This is a genomic window from Streptomyces sp. NPDC091972 (assembly GCF_044756385.1).
GTDB lineage: Bacteria > Actinomycetota > Actinomycetes > Streptomycetales > Streptomycetaceae > Streptomyces.
The window spans coordinates 293,560-311,431 of record NZ_JBIVSV010000014.1 but is presented as its reverse complement, the minus strand read 5'-3'; the positions used below and the strand labels follow the sequence as shown (position 1 = coordinate 311,431).

14 protein-coding genes and 1 pseudogene are annotated in these 17,872 nt (G+C 68.1%); 10 read left to right on the top strand and 5 right to left on the bottom strand.

The annotated features are described in order from the left end of the window. Positions 1-812: 812 nt before the first annotated feature. Complete coding sequence (locus ACIQJT_RS34355; RefSeq protein ID WP_402649690.1) at positions 813-1,799, top strand: Ig-like domain-containing protein; 987 nt, start codon at positions 813-815, stop codon at positions 1,797-1,799. 160 nt (positions 1,800-1,959) lie between these two features. Here the strand turns inward: ACIQJT_RS34355 and ACIQJT_RS34350 are convergent, their stop codons facing one another. Together ACIQJT_RS34350 and ACIQJT_RS34345 are read right to left on the bottom strand one after the other, a co-directional pair. After that, complete coding sequence (locus ACIQJT_RS34350) at positions 1,960-2,448, bottom strand: GNAT family N-acetyltransferase (RefSeq protein ID WP_402649689.1); 489 nt, start codon at positions 2,446-2,448, stop codon at positions 1,960-1,962. A 221-nt stretch (positions 2,449-2,669) separates the two neighbouring features. Then, a complete protein-coding gene (locus ACIQJT_RS34345; RefSeq protein WP_402649688.1) occupies positions 2,670-3,389 on the bottom strand; it encodes a beta-glucanase in 720 nt (239 codons plus the stop codon). 272 nt (positions 3,390-3,661) lie between these two features. Here ACIQJT_RS34345 and ACIQJT_RS34340 point away from each other — a divergent pair. Next, positions 3,662-3,852, top strand: a pseudogene (locus tag ACIQJT_RS34340) (transposase); the annotation flags it as partial. Positions 3,853-3,985: 133 nt separating this feature from the next. Here ACIQJT_RS34340 and ACIQJT_RS34335 read toward each other — a convergent pair. Then, positions 3,986-4,792 (bottom strand): alpha/beta fold hydrolase, encoded by an 807-nt coding sequence (locus ACIQJT_RS34335; protein ID WP_365463849.1) that lies wholly within the window; start codon positions 4,790-4,792, stop codon positions 3,986-3,988. Positions 4,793-4,952: 160 nt separating this feature from the next. Between ACIQJT_RS34335 and ACIQJT_RS34330 the strand changes: the two genes are divergently transcribed. Further along, positions 4,953-5,705 carry a helix-turn-helix domain-containing protein gene (locus ACIQJT_RS34330; protein WP_365463741.1) on the top strand — a complete coding sequence of 251 codons (753 nt, stop codon included), beginning with the start codon at positions 4,953-4,955 and terminating at the stop codon, positions 5,703-5,705. A 230-nt stretch (positions 5,706-5,935) separates the two neighbouring features. Here ACIQJT_RS34330 and ACIQJT_RS34325 read toward each other — a convergent pair whose 3' ends face one another. Continuing rightward, on the bottom strand, positions 5,936-6,472 hold the full coding sequence (locus tag ACIQJT_RS34325; protein WP_365463738.1) for a DinB family protein: 537 nt from the start codon (positions 6,470-6,472) through the stop codon (positions 5,936-5,938). A 756-nt stretch (positions 6,473-7,228) separates the two neighbouring features. Here ACIQJT_RS34325 and ACIQJT_RS34320 point away from each other — a divergent pair. Both ACIQJT_RS34320 and ACIQJT_RS34315 read left to right on the top strand, forming a co-directional pair. After that, entirely contained in the window at positions 7,229-7,399 is a 171-nt protein-coding gene (locus ACIQJT_RS34320) for a hypothetical protein (RefSeq protein ID WP_053847868.1), read from the top strand. Between the two features lie 446 nt (positions 7,400-7,845). Continuing rightward, positions 7,846-9,828, top strand: a complete 1,983-nt coding sequence (locus ACIQJT_RS34315; RefSeq protein WP_402649687.1) for an amino acid transporter — start codon at positions 7,846-7,848, stop codon at positions 9,826-9,828. A 783-nt stretch (positions 9,829-10,611) separates the two neighbouring features. Here the strand turns inward: ACIQJT_RS34315 and ACIQJT_RS34310 are convergent. Continuing rightward, the gene (locus tag ACIQJT_RS34310; protein WP_402649686.1) at positions 10,612-11,628 is read right to left on the bottom strand and encodes a LacI family DNA-binding transcriptional regulator; all 1,017 of its coding nucleotides are present in this window, start codon (positions 11,626-11,628) and stop codon (positions 10,612-10,614) included. Positions 11,629-11,910: 282 nt separating this feature from the next. Between ACIQJT_RS34310 and ACIQJT_RS34305 the strand changes: the two genes are divergently transcribed. The 5 genes from ACIQJT_RS34305 to ACIQJT_RS34285 all read left to right on the top strand — a co-directional run bounded on the left by ACIQJT_RS34305 (position 11,911) and on the right by ACIQJT_RS34285 (position 17,838). Then, on the top strand, positions 11,911-13,221 hold the full coding sequence (locus ACIQJT_RS34305) for an extracellular solute-binding protein (RefSeq protein ID WP_365463730.1): 1,311 nt from the start codon (positions 11,911-11,913) through the stop codon (positions 13,219-13,221). Positions 13,222-13,320: 99 nt separating this feature from the next. Further along, entirely contained in the window at positions 13,321-14,292 is a 972-nt protein-coding gene (locus ACIQJT_RS34300; RefSeq protein WP_402649685.1) for a carbohydrate ABC transporter permease, read from the top strand. A 13-nt stretch (positions 14,293-14,305) separates the two neighbouring features. After that, positions 14,306-15,247 (top strand): carbohydrate ABC transporter permease, encoded by a 942-nt coding sequence (locus ACIQJT_RS34295; RefSeq protein WP_365463724.1) that lies wholly within the window; start codon positions 14,306-14,308, stop codon positions 15,245-15,247. A gap of 89 nt (positions 15,248-15,336) precedes the next feature. Continuing rightward, positions 15,337-16,797: a GH1 family beta-glucosidase gene (locus ACIQJT_RS34290; protein WP_402649684.1), complete on the top strand. Its 1,461-nt coding sequence runs from the start codon at positions 15,337-15,339 to the stop codon at positions 16,795-16,797. A gap of 339 nt (positions 16,798-17,136) precedes the next feature. Further along, positions 17,137-17,838 (top strand): DUF4232 domain-containing protein, encoded by a 702-nt coding sequence (locus ACIQJT_RS34285; protein ID WP_402649683.1) that lies wholly within the window; start codon positions 17,137-17,139, stop codon positions 17,836-17,838. The last annotated feature ends 34 nt before the right edge of the window (positions 17,839-17,872 follow it).

Here is a 17,872-nt window from a genome sequence, read left to right as displayed (position 1 = left end):
CCTCCGTGCGGTGCAGTCCTAGACAGCTCCACCACACCGGAGGTCTTCGCCATGATCAAGCCCTGGCGGCGTTAACAACGCTCGTGATCAATACACCTAGGGCCGTCTTCGGCATGCGGCACGCCATTTGCCCCTGCCGTTCACCGGTCGTACCGTCTCGTTGAAGCGCTTGCGTGGAACCGATTCGATTCCCGCCGTCGCGGGAGCGCGACGTGCAGGGCGCGCGAGGCACGCATTGTGGGAGGCGTACATCGCGTCGGCCGCCGCTCCCGCCGCCGCGAGCCGAGCCACCTCTTGGGTTCCGCGCCGCTTCGGTGCGGAGGCGAGGCACTTCTGTGCTGGGCGCGAGGAGAGCGGGCGCGTCTTTCCGTGGGGCGACCTCGAAGCGGGCGGTGCTGCCTGGTTGCTCACCGACATCAGCCGCCTGGTTCATGGTGTCCGGATCGTGCCCAGTGCGAGAGGGGCCGGGCTGCGTCCCCTGCCGGGGCCCTCCGACTTGTTGCACGGCCCCCGGCGAAGGCGTCCGCCTGTCGACTGCCACATCGAGGTGGCCGGCGCGAGAGCGGAGCACGAGCCCCCCGGCGCTGTCCGCGCCGGGGGCGCTGCCCTGCCCGGGACAGCCGTGGGCTGGCGACGGCGGCCGGCCTGCACGACGACGTGAGAGGTCGTGCCCCTGTCCAGCACATACGTTCACGGGGCCGGTGAGTCTTGGAACACGTTTTACGCAACGCACGCAACTGCGACCCGCCCCGTCCTTGTCTGACAGGAGGACGGGCCCGTCAGGGCCGAAGAGCGAGAAGACGGGGCAGTTCGTGGGACGGCGCAAAGGCAGCATATGGGTCGCATTCGTCACCGGGGTGACACTGCTGGGCGCGAGCGCCTGCGGTGGGGGCGGCAGTGACAAGGCGAGCGGCGACGACGCGAAGGTGTCGGGAAAGCCGAGTGCGAGCGCCTCTCCGTCCCCGACGAAGCCGGCGGGCCCGCCGATGCTGCTGGAGACCATCACCCCGCAGACGGGAACCACGGTCGGCGTGGCCATGCCGATCTCGGTGATCTTCACGAACCCCGTCGCGGCGAAGGCGCGGGCCACCGTGGAGAAGCACATGAAGGTGAGTGCCTCACAGCCGGTGGCCGGCGCCTGGCACTGGATGGGCGACAAGCGCGCCGACTGGCGCCCGAAGACGTACTGGCCCTCCGGTACGACGGTGAAGATCGACGCCGACCTGACCGGCGTCAGCAACGGCAACGGACGCTACGGCGTACACGGCTACACGCACACCTTCAAGATCGGCGACGACGTGCGCGCGGACGTCTCGGTGACCGGCCACACCATGAAGGTCACCCGCAACGGCGCTCTGGTACGCACCCTGTCCATCAACGCGGGCAGCGCCGAGTACCCGACGTGGGACGGCACGATGGCCGTCATCGACAAGCAGGAAAAGGTCCACATGACCTCCTGCAGCGTCGGCATCAGCTGCGACAAGGGCAGCCCCGACTACTACGACCTGACACTGCCCTGGGACATCCACCTCACCCAGTCCGGCACCTACGTCCATTACTCGACCGGTGACCCCAACCCCGGCAGTGGCAGCGCACGCGGCTCACACGGCTGCGTCCACCTCTCTCTGCCGGACGCCAAGTGGTTCTACGGCCAGGTCAAGCAGGGCGACCCCATCACCATCACCGGCTCGCCGCGCGGCAAGGCCCCGGCCGACAACGGCTACGCCGACTTCAACCTGGGCTGGGACCAGTGGCTCGCAGGCAGCGCCTCCGGCGAACAGACGACGAGCACCCTCTGACGCACCTCACTGCCTGCGCTGTGCGCGCGATACGGACAGCCCGGCGGGGACTGTCACCGACTGGGCCTGGAGCTGGACGATGGGCGGCTACAGGCCAATGGGACAATGGTCCGGGCGGCGCAACCGGACGGCACAAACGGATGCCGCCGGCGACACCGCGTCACTCCGAGGGAATGCGGAACTCGAAGGTGGGACGGTCCCACGGCACGGCAGGCGGGTTCGCCGGCTCAGTCCCGGTCCGCACCGCACCCACGCGGTGGTAGAAGTCCTCGGCGGGAAGGTGCGAGACGACCTTGACACGGTCGAGACCCACGGCCCCGGCCTCGGCCTGCATGTGCGCGACGAGCAGCCGTCCGATCCCACGTCCTTGTGCTTCGTCGGCGACGAACAGCAGGTCCAGCTCCGGTGGGGCGAGGACGAGCGCGTAGAAGCCAAGGACCCGGCCGCCGTGTTCCTCGCCGCCGACGGCTACGAAGGTGCGGTGGGCTTCGATGTAATCCGGACCGACCCGGTAGCCCGCGACGGCGGCCGCGTACTTGCCCGCGTAGGCCCCTGAGCCCCGCACGAGCCGCGTGAGCCGTTTGGCGTCCTGCGCGACTGCCCGCCGTATCGTGACCGGCGGGCTGCTCGGAAAAGTACGTGAACCCATCGGGAGAGTAAATCGCACCGCGGGGTGCCTTGCCTCGGCGGGTCGGCCCTTGCCTGGGGCCCAGAGCCGTTCGAAGCCCGCGGTCGTTGCATCGCCAGCCTCGGGGACGAGAGCGTCCGCATCCGGATATGGCCACGCGTGCCCGGATGGCACCGTCGCTGACGGATGACACGAGGGAGGTAGGTGCGGAGCGCGACCTGCACCCGGGACAGCCGCCCGGGTCAGGCTCCTTCCGGTAGGCGGTCTCCGGACCGGTCCACCTCGGACGGGTCGTCCGGCAGAGAGCCTCCGGTCGTCCGGGTGACCACAAGACGGCGCACTTCGTAGGACATCTCGGCAGTCTCGGGTTCGGGGGCTGGATGGTAACGGCCCGCGCACACCGACAGGTTGACGATGAGGTAGGCACTCCAACCGGAGCCCACGCCCCGTCTGTCGGCGAAGATCCGCTCGCCTCCGAGTGTCCACACCACACTGCGCCGTCCGAAGGTCACGCCCAGATCGAGGACGGCCCCTGGACGCACCGCGTCATGACGGACGTAGCTCTGGCCCTGCCGGACATGGTTGGCCAGCTCCAGAAGGTCTGGGTTGTCGGGGTGGTACTCAAAGACGTCGACTTCATTGCCACCGTCCCGCCAGGTCCAGACAGCGGGCCACGCACCGAGTCGGGTGGGCAGGCATACCGTGGTCTCCAGGTGGTCCCCCGTGCGCACCATGAAGCCTTCGGCGCTCCCCTCGGTGGTCAGCAGCCCGGCGTCCCACAGGCCGTCCGCCCTGCGCCGGGCCCTGAACGTCCCCAGCCGGGAGTAAGCGGGGTCCGCGGTGAGGTGATCGAGTTTGTTGTCGCCCGGATTGGTCGGCCCTCCGTCCGGATAGGCCCAGGAGCGGCCCGCCACCCACTGGCGTTCCGAGGAGAAATCGGCGCTGAAAACGACGTCTCTCACCTGCGCTCTCCTTGCCGTCTTGCTGTCAGCAACAACACCGCCCCCCGGTGCATCTCCCAGCCGGACCGGCCTCATGCGCCATCTGCCCGCCCTCGGCCCGCAATTCAGCCTCCCGGGTGACGAGGCGCAGGGAATGCGACCAGCGAGGGTCGCTGTATGCGCGTACGCGGCTGGTGGAACCACGTCCACCGGTACCGGAATAAGACATGGTCTCAGAACTGATGGTATGTCGGTCCCGGATGGATCGGCTCTGAGCGGGGATCGTCGGGTATGTGGTGACGAGACGGCAGGAAAGCCTGATCGATGATCGGCTCTGGGAACTGGTAGAGCCACTGATCCCGGAACGGCCGCCACCGAAGGGTCCAGGGGGAGGCCACGGATCGATGATCGTGCCGCGCTGGAAGGGATCGTGTTCGTGCTCAGCACCGGTTGCCGTTGGCGCGACCTCGCCGCGTGTTGGCGCGAACGCGATCTGCAGCCTGCGATCCCTTCTGAGGCACGGAACTCAGGAGTCGCCGCTCACCGACCGATGCTGACGTGGCCGATGGGCCTGCGTTCCGAAGTGACCCACGGTCGCGACCTGATCAGTCGACGGGTTACTGGTCGAAGAACGTCTTCAGCACACGGGCCATGAGTTCGGGGGCGACGACGTGTCCTTGCCCGTCGAGCGTGTGTCGTTCGCTCTGGGGGGTGGCAGCTGCTACCGCGTTCGCGGCGCGGTCGAAGAAGTCGGTCGGGAGGCCCGCCATCTGGGGCTCGGTGATCGGACCCTCGGTGATCACCAGGACCGACTGAGTGATGCGGGCAAGTCGGTTCGTGGGGATCTTGTAGTCATTGAGGACCATGGCGTCCTTGACGAGCGTGTGGGCGAGCGCGACGGACAAGGCCCAGTACGGGTGCTGTTTGCCAGCCGCGATGTCCGCGTCGGGTCCGCCGGTAAGCCTCATGAACAGTTCCAGCATCTCCTCGTCCCGCCCGGCTTTGTATGCCTCGTGGGTGTCCGCGAGGTACTGGTTGAACCTCGGCCACAGGTCGTCCCCGATCACGTACGGCACGTCCCACACCGCGATCTTGTCGATCGCCGAACCTGCCGCTGCTGCCTCCAGCGCGAGGGCGCCGCCAGATGAGGCGCCGTACAAGTGAGCTGAGCCGCCGGCTGTCGCAATCAGCGCGTCGAGGTCTTCCACCTCCCGCGCCACGGCGTACGGCGGTGTATTGCCGCTGTCGCCCCGGCCGCGTCGTGCGTAGTTGTAGACCGTGAAATGATTGGCAAGGAGCCGGGCCAGCGGCGCGTTCTCAGCGCCGTCGTCTAGGGTTCCGCCGACGAGGATCACCGCCGGGCCAGTGCCTTTCCGGTCGTAGGCGATCCTCGTACCGTCGGCGGACGTCACACGAAGTGTCATCTCGTTCACTGCTTCTCTCCATATCTCGATGCGTGGTCGTCACCGTCGGAGCATGTTGACCCGCGCTGTGTGTAGCCGATGACGGTGCCGTCGGCTCAGGTTACGATTCATACTCCTAATTTAGGAGCATTCACTCCTGTTGTCTAGTACACTCGGGTGCATGAGCAAGAAGCGGGTGTTCGACGACCCCTGCGGCATCGCGCGAGCGCTGAACGCGGTCGGCGAGCGGTGGGCGTTGCTCGTCGTGCGGGAGCTGGTCTTCGGCCCGAAGCGCTACTCCGACCTGCACCGCGGGCTGCCGCAGATGAGCCAGAACGTCCTCGCGCAGCGGTTGCGCGAGCTCGAAGCCGACGGCCTGGTGCGGCGAAGGCGCCTGGGACCGCCTGCGCCCGCCGCCGTGTATGAACTCACCGAGCGCGGGCAGGAACTGGAGCCCGTGCTCCGCGCGCTCGCCCACTGGGGCAGCCGCGCTCCGCTGCCCGAGGACGGCGCGGCGGAACTGAGCGTCGACGCGCTGCTGTTCGCCCTGCGCGCGACCTTCGATCCGGCACTGGCGGGTGAGCTGTCGCTGCGCTGCCAGCTGGACGTCGCGGGAGACCGGTTCCGCGCCACCGTTGCGGGCGGACGCCTCGAGTTGGACCGCGGTGAGCACGCCGAACCCGATGCGTGGCTGACCGTGCCGGAGGCAGCGACATTGCGCGATCTGGTGTTCGCCGGTGCGGCGCTGCACGACGCCGTCGAGCGGGCAGACACCGAAGTGGCGGGCGATACCGAGCGGCTCGCCGCGCTGCTGCGCTGCTTTCCCGCAGCCGTGCGGTATCCGGCGCCACAGGACCCCGGGCCGCCGGATCCGGTATCACCGAACGCCGAACTCCCGGATCCCGCCGTCAGCGCAGGAAGTCGTCGAGGGTGAGCGGCAGTCCGCGGACCCCGGACACCGGTGGCGAGGTTACGCCGGCCGACAGTTCAGACTCCGCGGGCTCGCGGAACTCATCGCCGAGACGACAACGCACCACTTGGATAGCGACCCGCAGCTCAACGCCGGGCGGTGGTCCACGACCGAGCATGATCGACTTGTTGCAGTAGCCCATCCCCATAAGAACCAGCCGAGCAGTTCTGAAAACAAGTCTAAGTGCACACCGGCTACTCGCCAGTGGCGCCATCAATGGCCTCACGCAGGAGATCCGCATGGCCGACATGGCGGGCGTACTCCTCGATGACGTGCTCAAGGACGAACCGGACATCGGTGTCTCCGAACTCCGGGTTCGGCACGATTCGCGCGACGTCGACGGTCACCTTCGAGAATGCCTGCCGCGACTCCTCGCACGCCTTGAGGTAGTCCTCGTAGACATTCCTGGCCGGCGTGCCGTCCGACTCGTCATACCATTCGCCGCCATCAGCGGTGGCGTAGGTCCGATAGGGAAAGTAACGAGGGATTGTGTCGGCCAAGGTCCTCTGGAACCAGGCACGTTCAACCCCCTGCAGATGCCGCATGAGCCCCAGCAGGGTCAACGCCGACGACTGAATGGGACGTAGCCGCAGTTGCGCCTCCGACAGTCCCTCGCACTTCCACAAGAAAGTCGCTCGGTGGTAGTCGAGATTCGAGGCGATCACCTCCAGCCAAGGACCCGAAATCGTGCGCTCAGGTCGGATGATCTTCTGCACGACAATGTCGCTCACGCTAAAGTCTCCTCACCGGTCATCAAGCTTGGTCGCGTACGTCCGCACAGGAAGACCTCCCTTCGCATCGGAACTCATCGCTCGATGCCGTTCATGCACCGCAGGACCGTGGAGTAGGTCGGAACAGCGGGATGTGGAATACGGACTCGGCAGTTGCTCATCCTGTCCTCTGGCGCTCGGACGCCCCTGGTGCCCTCATGCGCTCGGCGGAAGCCGATTGGTCGGCATGGGCCGGCAACTGAGCACCGTCGGCGTGCACCGCATGCGCCACGCCCCCCCTACCCCGTTCTGGTGTCCTCGCCGTCTCCTCGGGCCGGGGCGGCGCCGCCCCGGCCCTGGCGGCCGGCTCGGGAGGCCGCCCTCACCACGCCACTGGCACGCACGACCGAGACCGCTGCCGCGCCGCACCAACGGGCAAGCGCGGCGACGCAGACGTCCATGGGCTACATGTCCCCTGAGAAGCGTTCCTTGTGGAAGAAGGAGGCTCCCGCCAAAACGCCGCCACCGCCGCCGGGCGCGGGACATCCTGCGCCAGCGCCACCTCACCGCTCCGCGCGAAAGCTTCCCCAACAGCACCGCCGGAAGCCCTCGCCGACGCACTCCAGCGGTTGGGCCACGCGTCCAACCGATGCGGCGGCGAGGCAAACGGCGTGGAGAAACTAAGCCCAGTGCCCGAACGAACAGTGAAGAAACCAAGGAGATCGATTGTGTGTTCTGGAATTTGCCGGGCACGAGGAGCGACGGAGGTTGATAACTATGGTTCCCCTGCTTGTCGTTCTTCTGCTGGCTCTGCTCCTCTTCGGTGCGGGTTTCGCCCTGAAGGCACTGTGGTGGCTCGCGGTCATCGTGCTGGTCGTCTGGCTGCTGGGCTTCGTCCTGCGCTCCGCCGACTCAGGTGGCCGCAAGGGACGCTGGTATCGCTGGTAACCCGCCCAGCAGCAATATGCCTGTGGCTCCGGCTTTGTCCGGAGCCACAGGCACGTTCGGATCAGGACATCCCTGCCGTAAAACGGTGTAACTGTCACCGGCCTGGGAACCGGGCCTCATAGCTGGGGTCCGGTGAGCAGTGGAACCTGCGCCTCCAGAACACCGGACCTCAGCCACTCCGATGACGCACCCGCCCCGCGAGGGTGCCCCAAGCGCGCACCGGCTCGGAGAGCAGACGGTCGACCTCGCGCCCCGGAACGCCCCGCTGCCGCGCCTGCGGGCTGAGGCATACGCCCGCTCTCTCATCGATCTCCGTCGAAGGGGTACGGGGTGAACGGTGCCTTCCACCGGAGCGGATACTCGATGATCGTGTCGCCGCGGTGCCTGTGCACCGCCTCTGCCGAGTGGTGGCCCTGACAGGGCGGGAAAAGAAAGTGATGGGGGACATGACGAACACACAGGGTCCGGTTGTGCCGGAGGTGGTGGACAGCCCCGCGCTGCGGACCCAGCCCACCAACGGGCTTGCGCGCTGGCTGCTGCGTCACCGGGTCCAGCCGGTGGGGCCGGCTGCCGGCGAAGCGCACACGGAGCCGCAGTCCTGGTGGAAGGTGATGTGCCTGACAGGCGTCGACTATTTCTCCAGCCTGGCTTACGTGCCGGCGATCGCCGCGGTCGCCGCCGGGGCGGTCTCACCGCTGGCGACCTTGCTGATCGTGGCGCTGACATTGCTGGGGATGCTGCCGATGTACCGGCGGGTGGCCAGGGAGAGCCCTCAAGGGGCCGGGTCGGTGGCGATGCTGGAGGATCTGCTGCCGTTCTGGTGGGGCAAGCTGTTCGTACTGGTCCTGCTCGGATTCGTCGCTACCTCATGGATCATCACCATCACTCTGTCCACGGCCGACGCCTCGGTCCACGTCGTGGAGAACCCCTTCTTTCCCCACGCCCTGCACGGCCATGAGGTGGCCCTGACGGTAGGGCTGCTGCTGATCCTGGGCGGGGTGTTCCTCCTCGGGTTCAGTGAGGCGGTCATGGTGGCCATTCCACTGGTGGCCGTCTTCCTGCTGCTCAACGCCGTGATCATCGGTGTCGGCCTGGCCGAGGTGTTCACCACGCCCGGAGCCCTGTCGGCGTGGACGGATCGGCTCGACGACACCGGAGGCGGGTTCGGTGATCTGGCCGGGCCGGCTTTGCTGGCGTTTCCGCTGCTGGTGCTGGGCCTGTCGGGCTTCGAGACCGGTGTCAGCATGATGCCGCTGGTCGCCGCGAGCGGCGGCGATCCCGCACAGCGGCTGGAGGCCCGGATCCGTAACACCCGAAGGCTGCTGACCACCGCCGCTGTGATCATGAGCGTCTACCTGCTGGCCGCCAGCTTCGTCACCACCGTCCTCATCCCCAAGGACCAGTTCCAGCCGGGCGGAGCCGCCAAGGGCCGTGCACTGGCCTGGCTGGCCCACGAACACGTCGGCGAAGCATTCGGCACCTTCTACGACATCAGCACCATCCTCATCCTGTGGTTCGCCGGCGCCTCCGCGATGGCAGGACTGATCAACATCGTGCCTCGCTACCTGCCCGACTACGGCATGGCTCCCGAGTGGGGACGCGCGGTGCGCCCCGTCGTCCTCGTCTACACCGCCATCTCCGTCGCCATCACCATCGCCTTCGACGCCGACGTCGACAAACAGGCCGGCGCCTACGCCACCGGCATCCTGGCCATGATGGTCTCCGGCGCGTTCGCCGTCACCGTCTCCGTCTTCCGCCATCACAAGCGCCTGGCGGGCACCGGCTTCGCGGCGCTGACCGCCATCTTGTTCTACGCCCTGGTGGCCAACATCGTCGACAAGCCCGACGGCATCGCCATCTCCGGTGTGTTCATCGCCGGGATCATCGCCGTCTCGCTGATCTCCCGCGTCTCACGCACCACTGAACTGCGCGCCGACCGCATCGTCTTCGACGAGGCCGCCCGCCGGTTCATCTCCGACACCCTCGCCCACGACCGCTCCATCAACATCGTCGCCAACCGCCGCCAGGCCGGTGACGCCGCCGAATACTCCGCCAAGGAACACGAACAGCGCCACACCAACCCGGTGCCCGGCCGCGCCGACGTACTGTTCCTGGAGATCGACGTCGTCGATCCCTCCGATTTCAGCGAGACCCTGACCGTCCGCGGTGTCGAAGTCGACGGCTACCGGATCCTGCGCGCCGACGCCCCGGCGGCACCGAACGCCATCGCCGCGATCCTGCTCGCCTTGCGCGATGCCACCGGCGTCCAGCCGCACTGCTACTTCGCCTGGGCCGAAGGCAGCCCCCTGGTCCACATGTTCCGCTACTTCCTCCTCGGCCGCGGCGACACCGCCCCCGTCACCCGCGAAATCATCCGCAAGAACGAGCCCGACCCCGCCCGCCGCCCCGGCATCCACGTCGGCAGCTGACCCCACACCCGCCGGACACCAACCGCTCAAGCACGAGCCGTACGAGCCGAAGCTGGAGGTACGGGACGCCGTTACCTGGTCCGCATATGAGGCTGACCGCCCGACGCTGTCTGCCAGGCGACTCTGGGCGTCGTCCGGAACGCCGAGGCGCGGGGCGAGCTGAACGAGGGCGGTCAGCTCGCTCGTGATGGCGGGGTCCTTGAGCCCCTCGTACTGGCCGTGGGCGGACAGCGGACAGCAACGCGTAGCTGGCCGCGATCAGCGTGGAGGAGGCACTGGTGCCGCCGAAGACCATCCAGCCGGTGGCCGAGCGGTAGCGGTCGCAGACGGCGACGCCGGTGTTCGGGTCGGCGACCGCCGATACGTCGGCCACCGTGCGGTTGGCGCAGCCGGAGCCCTGCTGCCGGCTGGGCTTGACGACGTACTTGGAGCAGCCCCACCCCACCCCGCTCCGCTCCAGACCGTGTCGGTCCGTCCGACGTGGAGGCGGTCTTCGGCCAGGTGTCGCGGACTCAGAGCCGCCGTAGCTGTTGGAGACGAATGTGGCGCCCAGTCGGACAGCGGTGTCCAGGGCCGTGCCGAGGTTGGCCATGCTGCCTGAGCCTGCCTCCACGAGCGGGATCTTGCAGTTGGGGCAGGCGGCGCCGACCATGTCGAGGTCGAGGGAGATCTCCTCGGACCAGCCCGAGTCGCCACGTGGACAGCTGGTCCTTCCGGCCATCGCTGGACAGGGCAGGCCCGCGATCAGGGCGAACCGGGACGTAGCTCACCCTCCCCCCGGGCTCACGACGACTCCCGCACCACGAGCTCCGTCGGAAGCGTCACGCGCCGGCGCGGCCTCTCGGGATCGTCGATCTCCTCCAGGAGGATCTGGGCGATCATGGCGCCGATCTCCTCGACGGGCTGGCGCACGGTGGTGAGGGGCGGGTTGGTGTGCCGGGCGATGATGGAGTCGTCGAATCCGACCACGGCCACGTCGTCGGGGACCCCCCTCCCCTGCCTGCGCAGCTCTGCCAGGGCCCCCGCCGCCATGACGTCCGAGGCGACGAACAGGGCGTCGAGCTCGGGGACCCGTTCAAGGAGTGAACGCATTGCCGCCGCGCCGCCCTCCTCGGTGAAGTCGGCCGAGGTCACGAGGCGGTCCGTGGCGTCGCGGCCCGCCTTCTCGAGGGTCTCGCGCCAGCCCTGGAGCCGGCTGCGCGCCACCTCCATGTCGAGCGGTCCACTGATGGTGGCGACGGTGCGCCGCCCCCGTGCGAGGAGGTGGTCCACGGCCGCCGCGGCCCCGCCCGCGTTGTCGGAGTGCACATGGCTGAGCGACTCGTCGGAGGAACGGCGTCCGGCGAGCACCGTGGGCAGCCCCATGCCCTCCAGCAACCCGGGCAGCGGGTCGTGCTCGTGCACCGAGACGAGGAGCACCCCGTCGACGCGCCGTTCCGCGACCGACTGGGTGAGCTGGTCCCGCTCGGCCTGATCGCGTACGAGCACCAGTTGGAGTTGCGTGCGGGTCTCCGCGAGGGCGGTGCTGACACCGCGGATCACCGCCGAGAAGTAGGGCTCCGAGCCCAGTCTGCTCTCCGACTCGGGGATCACCAGGGCCACGGAGTTCGTCCGGCTCGTCTTGAGCCCGCGGGCAACGGAGTTGGGGACGTAGTTCAGCTCGGCGATGGCGGCGAGGACTGCGGCCCGCGCCTTCTCGCTGACGAGTTCGGAGCCGTTGATGACTCGTGAAACCGTGGTGCGTCCGACACCGGCGCGCGCCGCCACGGTGATGATGGTCGGGCGTTGCCTCTCCCCCATGACGCCTCCCTCGCTCGGTGCTGCCCGGACGGCTTTCACCTGCGCATTGTGCCAGACCTGAGGAGAGCGCCCTCGAGGTCCCGGCGAGGGCCCGCGACATCTCTCGGCAACGAAGTGGATTCAACTTCTTGACAGACACCTTACGCGGCGGACAGGCTGCGGACTCCTGGGTGGGCACGTTCCCACCATCGATTGGGAACGTGCCCACCGGACAAATCTCCCCTTTGGGGCGAGTTGTGGGCTCGAACTCCGGTGCGTCAGCGCCGCCGCTAGGAGGACGAAATGGACAAGTTCCGAAGGAAATTGCGTACGAGGCTCGTGGCCGCCGTCTCGGTCGCGTCGGCCCTGGGTCTGGTCGTGGGCTGCGGAGGCAGTGACGGGGGAACCGGTGGTGGCAAGAAGGACGGCAAGGTCACCATCACCATGGGGCTCTTCGGCGTCATGGGCTTCAAGGAGACCGGTCTGCTCGACAAGTACATGAAGGAACACCCGAACGTCGTCATCAAGGCGGACGTCGCGGGCGACGAGCAGACCTACTACACCGCCCTGCAGACGCACCTGGCCGCGGGCAGCGGACTCAAGGACATCCAGGGCATAGAAATTGGTAGGGCCAAGGAACTGTCCGACACCCAGAAGGACAAGTTCGTCGATCTGGCCGGCGTGGCCGGGACGGACCACTTCCTTCCGTGGAAGCAGAGCCAGGTCACCACCGCCGACAAGAAGGTCATCGGCCTCGGCACCGACATCGGCCCCATGGCGGTCTGCTACCGCAAGGACCTCTTCCAGCAGGCCGGCCTGCCCACCGAGCGCGACGAGGTCGCCAAGCTCTGGGAAGGCGACTGGGCGAAGTACGTCGAAGCGGGCAAGCGGTTCAAGCAGAACTCGAAGGACGACAAGGTCGCCTTCATGGACAGCTCCAGCGGGCTGTTCAACGCCATGATCTACGGCAACTCCCAGCAGTTCTACGACAAGCAGGGCAAGCTGATCTACGCCACCAACCCTGTCGTGAAGGACGCCTGGAAGCTGGCCTCCGAAGCGGCCACCTCCGATCTGACCGCCAAGCTCCGCCAGTTCCAGCCCGGTTGGGACCCCGGACTGGCCAACAGCACCTTCGCCAGCACCGTCTGCCCGGCGTGGATGCTCGCGCACATCAGCGAGAAGGCGGGACCCAAGAACAAGGGCAAGTGGGACGTCGCCAAGGCGCCCAAGGGCGCCAACTGGGGCGGATCGTTCCTCGGCGTGATGGAGAAGAGCCCGGTCAAGAAGGAGGCGCAGGACCTCGTCGCCTGGCTCACCGCCCCCGAGCAGCAGGCCTACCTCTTCGAGAAGATCGGCAACTTCCCCTCGTCCAAGACCGCGTTGGAGATGCCAGAAGTCGTCGACGCCAAGTCGGACTACTTCAGTGGCGCCCCCATCGGGAAGATCTTCGGCGCCGCGGCCCAGGAGATCCCCGACGAGCAGGTGCTCGGCCGCAAGGACGGCACCATCAAGGACATCTTCTCGCAGGGCCTGACCTTGATCGAGGCGCAGAACAAGAGCCCGAACGAGGCGTGGAAGACCACTGACGAGCGCATCGAGAAGGCCGCCGGCTGACCTGGGGCCCTTGCCCGCCGCCCGGCGCCCCACGCACCGCCCGCACGGGGCGCCGGGCCCCTGCCCGCCTCTCCATCCCTCCAGGAAGGACGCCTTCCGGTGGCCATCTCCACCTCCACTCCCCCAGACGCGGCGCCCGGTGTCGGCGCGGAGCGTCAGCGGCGCCGTACGCTGCTGCACCGCCTCGACGTCCGGGGAGCGCCGTACGCCTTCGTCGCCCCGTTCTTCGTCGTGTTCGCCGCCTTCAGCTTCTACCCGCTCATCTACACCTCGTGGATCTCGCTGCACCGCGTCGAACTGTCGACCCTGAACCTCATGGAGTGGGTCGGCTTCGACAACTACACGGCGTTGTGGCACGACGACCGGTTCTGGAACGCGCTGTTCAACACCTTCACCATCGGCGTGCTGTCGACCGTGCCCCAGCTGCTGATGGCACTCGGGCTGGCGCACCTGCTCAACTACCAGCTGCGCGGCTCGACGTTCTTCCGCGTCGCCGCCCTGACGCCGTACGCCACCTCGGTCGGGGCCGCGGCCCTCGTGTTCACGATGCTCTTCGAACGCGACTTCGGCATGATCAACTGGATGCTGAGCCTCGTCGGTGTCGACAACATCGACTGGGAGAACAACAAGTGGGCAGCGCAGACCGCCATTTCGTCCATCGTGATCTGGCGCTGGACCGGCTACAACGCGCTGCTCTACCTCGCGGCGATGCAGGCGATCCCGCGCGACCGCTACGAGGCCGCGGCCATCGACGGTGCCTCGCGGTGGCAACAGTTCCTGAAGGTCACCGTTCCCGGCATCCGTTCCACCATCGTGTTCACCATCGTCCTGTCCACGATCGGCGCCACGCAGCTCTTCGGTGAGCCCCTGATCTTCGGCCAGGGCCCGAACGGCATCACGGGCGGAGCCGACAACCAGTACCAGACGCTGGGTCTGCTGCTGTACGAGGAGGGCTGGAAGAACTACCAGATGGGCCGGGCCGCCACGGTCGCCTGGGCGATGTTCCTGCTGCTCATTCTCGTGTTCGTCGTGCAACGAATCGTCAAGCGCGTCGTCACGCGCAGGGCCTGACCGGGAGATCTCCATGACCACAGACAGCATCCCGGTCCAGGCGGCGGACGCAGGCCCCGGGACCGTGCGGAAGACCCGCCGGACCACCCCGTCCGGTGAACGGCACCGCCGGCTGTTCCGGCACCCGGGCGCGGGACGTCAGCACCACGCGGGCCCCGTCGCGTACATCCTCCTGGGCTTCGCGGCGCTGGTCTCGCTGTTCCCGCTGTACTGGACGATGGTGGCGGCGTCGACCGACAACACGCGTGTCACCCAGACCCCTCCGCCGTTCCTGCCGGGGCCCCATCTCCTGGACAACCTCGGCAAGGCCTGGCAGGACGCCGCGCTGGGCAAGGCCATGCTCAACAGCCTGATCGTGGCCGGCGTGATCGCCCTCTCCACGGTGCTGTTCGCCACCCTGGCCGGGTTCGCGTTCGCCAAACTCCGCTTCAAGGGCCGCAACATTCTGCTGATGCTCGTGATCGGCACGATGATGGTGCCGCCGCAACTGGGCGTCGTGCCACTGTTCATGATGATGACGGAACTGGGCTGGGGCCAGAAGCTGCCCGCCGTCATCTTCCCCACGCTCGTCAGTGCCGTCGGCGTGTTCTTCATGCGGCAGTACCTCGCCGAAGCGCTGCCCGACGAGCTCGTGGAGGCCGGACGGGTGGACGGTGCGCACTCCCTGCGCATCTTCTGGAGCATCGTGCTGCCGATCGCGCGTCCTCCCATGGCTGTGCTGTTCATGATCACGTTCGTGCACGCCTGGAACGACTTCTTCTGGCCCTTCATCGTGCTCGACATGACCAACCCGACGGTGCCCGTCGCCCTCACCCAGCTCAGCGCGGGGTACGTGCGCGACCAATCGCTGATCATGGCGGGCGCGCTGCTCGGCACGCTGCCCCTGCTCGCGCTCTTCATCGTCTTCGGCCGCCAGATCGTCGGCGGAATCATGCAGGGGGCGGTCAAGGGGTGAATGCCGTGCCCTCTCCCCCGTGCCGAGCCCCCTGACGACTCCGCACCGCTTCGCCTCTCCCGCCCCGCAAGTCATCTGGAAGGACCCACGTGAGCACCGTAATCCGACGCGTCGCGCCCGCCCCGGAGAAGATCACCACCCGCACCTTTCCGCAGGGATTCACCTGGGGCACTGCGACCGCCGCGTACCAGATCGAGGGTGCCGCCTCCGCCGACGGACGCACTCCTTCGATCTGGGACACCTACTCGCACACACCCGGCAGGGTCCGCAACGGTGACACCGGTGACGTCGCCACCGACCACTACCACCGCTGGCGCGAGGACGTCGAGATCATGGCCGACCTCGGAGTGAGCGCCTACCGGTTCTCCCTGTCGTGGTCGCGTGTGCAGCCGACCGGCCGCGGCCCGGCCGTCGAAAAGGGGCTCGACTTCTATCGTGCCCTGACCGACGCGCTGCTGGAAAAGGGCATCGAACCGGTCGTCACGCTGTACCACTGGGATCTGCCGCAGGAGTTGGAGGACGCCGGCGGCTGGCCGGAGCGCGCCACCTCCGACCGGTTCGCCGATTACGCGACCCTCGCGGCACGTGCTCTGGGAGACCGGGTGAAGACCTGGATCACCCTCAACGAACCCTGGTGCAGCGCCTTCCTCGGATACGGCTCGGGCGTCCACGCGCCCGGGCGCACCGACCCGGTCGCAGCCCTGCGGGCGGCGCACCATCTCAACCTCGCGCACGGCAAGGCCGTTCAGGCGTTGCGCGCAGAACTGCCCGCCCGCGCCCAGGCGTCCATCACCCTCAACATCCATCACGTCCGCGCGTTGACCGAGACGGCCGAGGACCTGGACGCGGCCCGGCGGATCGACGCACTGGCCAACCGTGTCTTCACCGGCCCGCTGCTGGAGGGCGAATACCCCCAGGACCTCCTGGAGGACACGGCGAGCCTGACCGACTGGTCCTTCGTACAGCCCGGGGACACCGCCACGATCCACCAGCCGCTGGACTTCCTGGGCGTCAACTACTACACGCCGACGCTCGTCTCCGCCGCCACCGGCGAGGCCAGCCACGGTTCCGACGGCCACGGCGCGAGCGAGCACAGCCCCTGGCCGGGCGCCGACAACGTCGCCTTTCACCGGCCGCCGGGCAACACCACCGCGATGGGATGGGCGGTCGACCCCAGCGGTCTGTACGACCTGCTGACCCGCCTCAAGGCGGACTTCCCCGCGATGCCCCTGATGATCACCGAGAACGGAGCCGCGTTCGACGACTACGTGAACCCGGAGGGCGAGGTGTCCGACCCCGAACGCATCGACTACCTCCACGGCCACCTGTCGGCCGTGCACGAGGCCATCCGGGCCGGCGTGGACGTCCGCGGCTACTTCCTGTGGTCCCTGCTGGACAACTTCGAGTGGGGTTACGGCTACAGCAAGCGTTTCGGTGCCGTCTACGTCGACTACCCGACCGGCAAGCGCATCCCCAAGGCCAGTGCGCGGTGGTACGCCGACGTGGTCCGCACCGGCACCCTGCCGGAGGGGAGCGGCGGACACCGGTGAACGAGGGGCGGGCGTACGGCTGCCCGATGCGCTCAAGGCCTCGCAACCAGTTCACGGTGACGGCTTCGGAGAGCCCCCGCCCCGCCGACATCCCCCGCCGCCGGTCACGGCCGTGGTGGTGGGGGGCAGAATCTCCGCCCGGTCAGCGACCTTCCGGGCGGCGGCCGGCGCCATCGGCACCACCCTGGCCTTTCGGCCTTCGGTGGTGTCATGGCCTGATTTCGTCACCGGTGGGTCACAGGCTGACGAGCGTGAGAACTGCCAGATGCCCGGCTCTGTCTGGTTCGACGGGAGACGGCGAGAAGCCGCGCTCCGGACAACTGGAAGCCGGGGGACAGCATGCGGTACGTGAACGGAATGCGCGGTTCGATGATGGCGCTCGTCATGACTTCGGCGGCGCTGGTGGTAGCGGGATGTCAGCCCGGCGGGGTGGGTGCGGGCACCGGAGGCAGCGGCGTCACCCCGTCCGGGGCCGCCGGCTCAACGACCTCCTCCATGCCCGGCAGTTCCACCTTCGTTCCCTCGACGCCCTCGGCGTCCCGGCCCGCGCCCGCCGCCTCAACCCCTCCGGCCTCCACACCTGCTCCCGGCAATTCGGCGGCGGCTTGTACGGCGGGCACCCTGAAGGCGACCGCCCGTCAGGCCGCCGTGCGGCCGGCCGGTACGGGAACCGGGGCGGCCGTCGTCGAGTTCACCAACGGGTCCGGGCACACATGCGTCCTCAAAGGGCACCCCACAGTGGCCGGCGCCGGAAACGGCTCCCCCGAGATGAACGTGCCGCTCACCGTCAAGCCGACCGGAGCCGCAGCGTCAGTGGAGATGGCTCCCGGCGGCAGGGCGTGGGTGAAGCTGACGTTCGTACAGGTGCAGGGAGAGGGCGACGGGTACTGCGCGTCCGGTTCGGCCCCCGTGGTCTACCCCACGATGGTCGTCCGGCTGCCGGAATCCGGGGCCTACCAAGTCGCCCTGGACGACGGCCAGTTCGCCGAGTGCGACGACACCGTGACCGTCACCGCCGTATCGGCGCTCAGGCCCTCTTGACCGAGTGCAGGAACGGGGGGCCAGGTCGCGGCAT

Bases quoted from the DNA above. Each gene is read 5' to 3' on its own strand.
- ACIQJT_RS34350 (WP_402649689.1), bottom strand. From the start codon at position 2,448: ATGGGTTCACGTACTTTTCCGAGCAGCCCGCCGGTCACGATACGGCGG.
- ACIQJT_RS34335 (WP_365463849.1), bottom strand. From the start codon at position 4,792: ATGACACTTCGTGTGACGTCCGCCGACGGTACGAGGATCGCCTACGAC.
- ACIQJT_RS34330 (WP_365463741.1), top strand. From the start codon at position 4,953: ATGAGCAAGAAGCGGGTGTTCGACGACCCCTGCGGCATCGCGCGAGCG.
- ACIQJT_RS34320 (WP_053847868.1), top strand. From the start codon at position 7,229: ATGGTTCCCCTGCTTGTCGTTCTTCTGCTGGCTCTGCTCCTCTTCGGT.
- ACIQJT_RS34315 (WP_402649687.1), top strand. From the start codon at position 7,846: ATGACGAACACACAGGGTCCGGTTGTGCCGGAGGTGGTGGACAGCCCC.
- ACIQJT_RS34310 (WP_402649686.1), bottom strand. From the start codon at position 11,628: ATGGGGGAGAGGCAACGCCCGACCATCATCACCGTGGCGGCGCGCGCC.
- ACIQJT_RS34305 (WP_365463730.1), top strand. From the start codon at position 11,911: ATGGACAAGTTCCGAAGGAAATTGCGTACGAGGCTCGTGGCCGCCGTC.
- ACIQJT_RS34295 (WP_365463724.1), top strand. From the start codon at position 14,306: ATGACCACAGACAGCATCCCGGTCCAGGCGGCGGACGCAGGCCCCGGG.
- ACIQJT_RS34285 (WP_402649683.1), top strand. From the start codon at position 17,137: ATGCGGTACGTGAACGGAATGCGCGGTTCGATGATGGCGCTCGTCATG.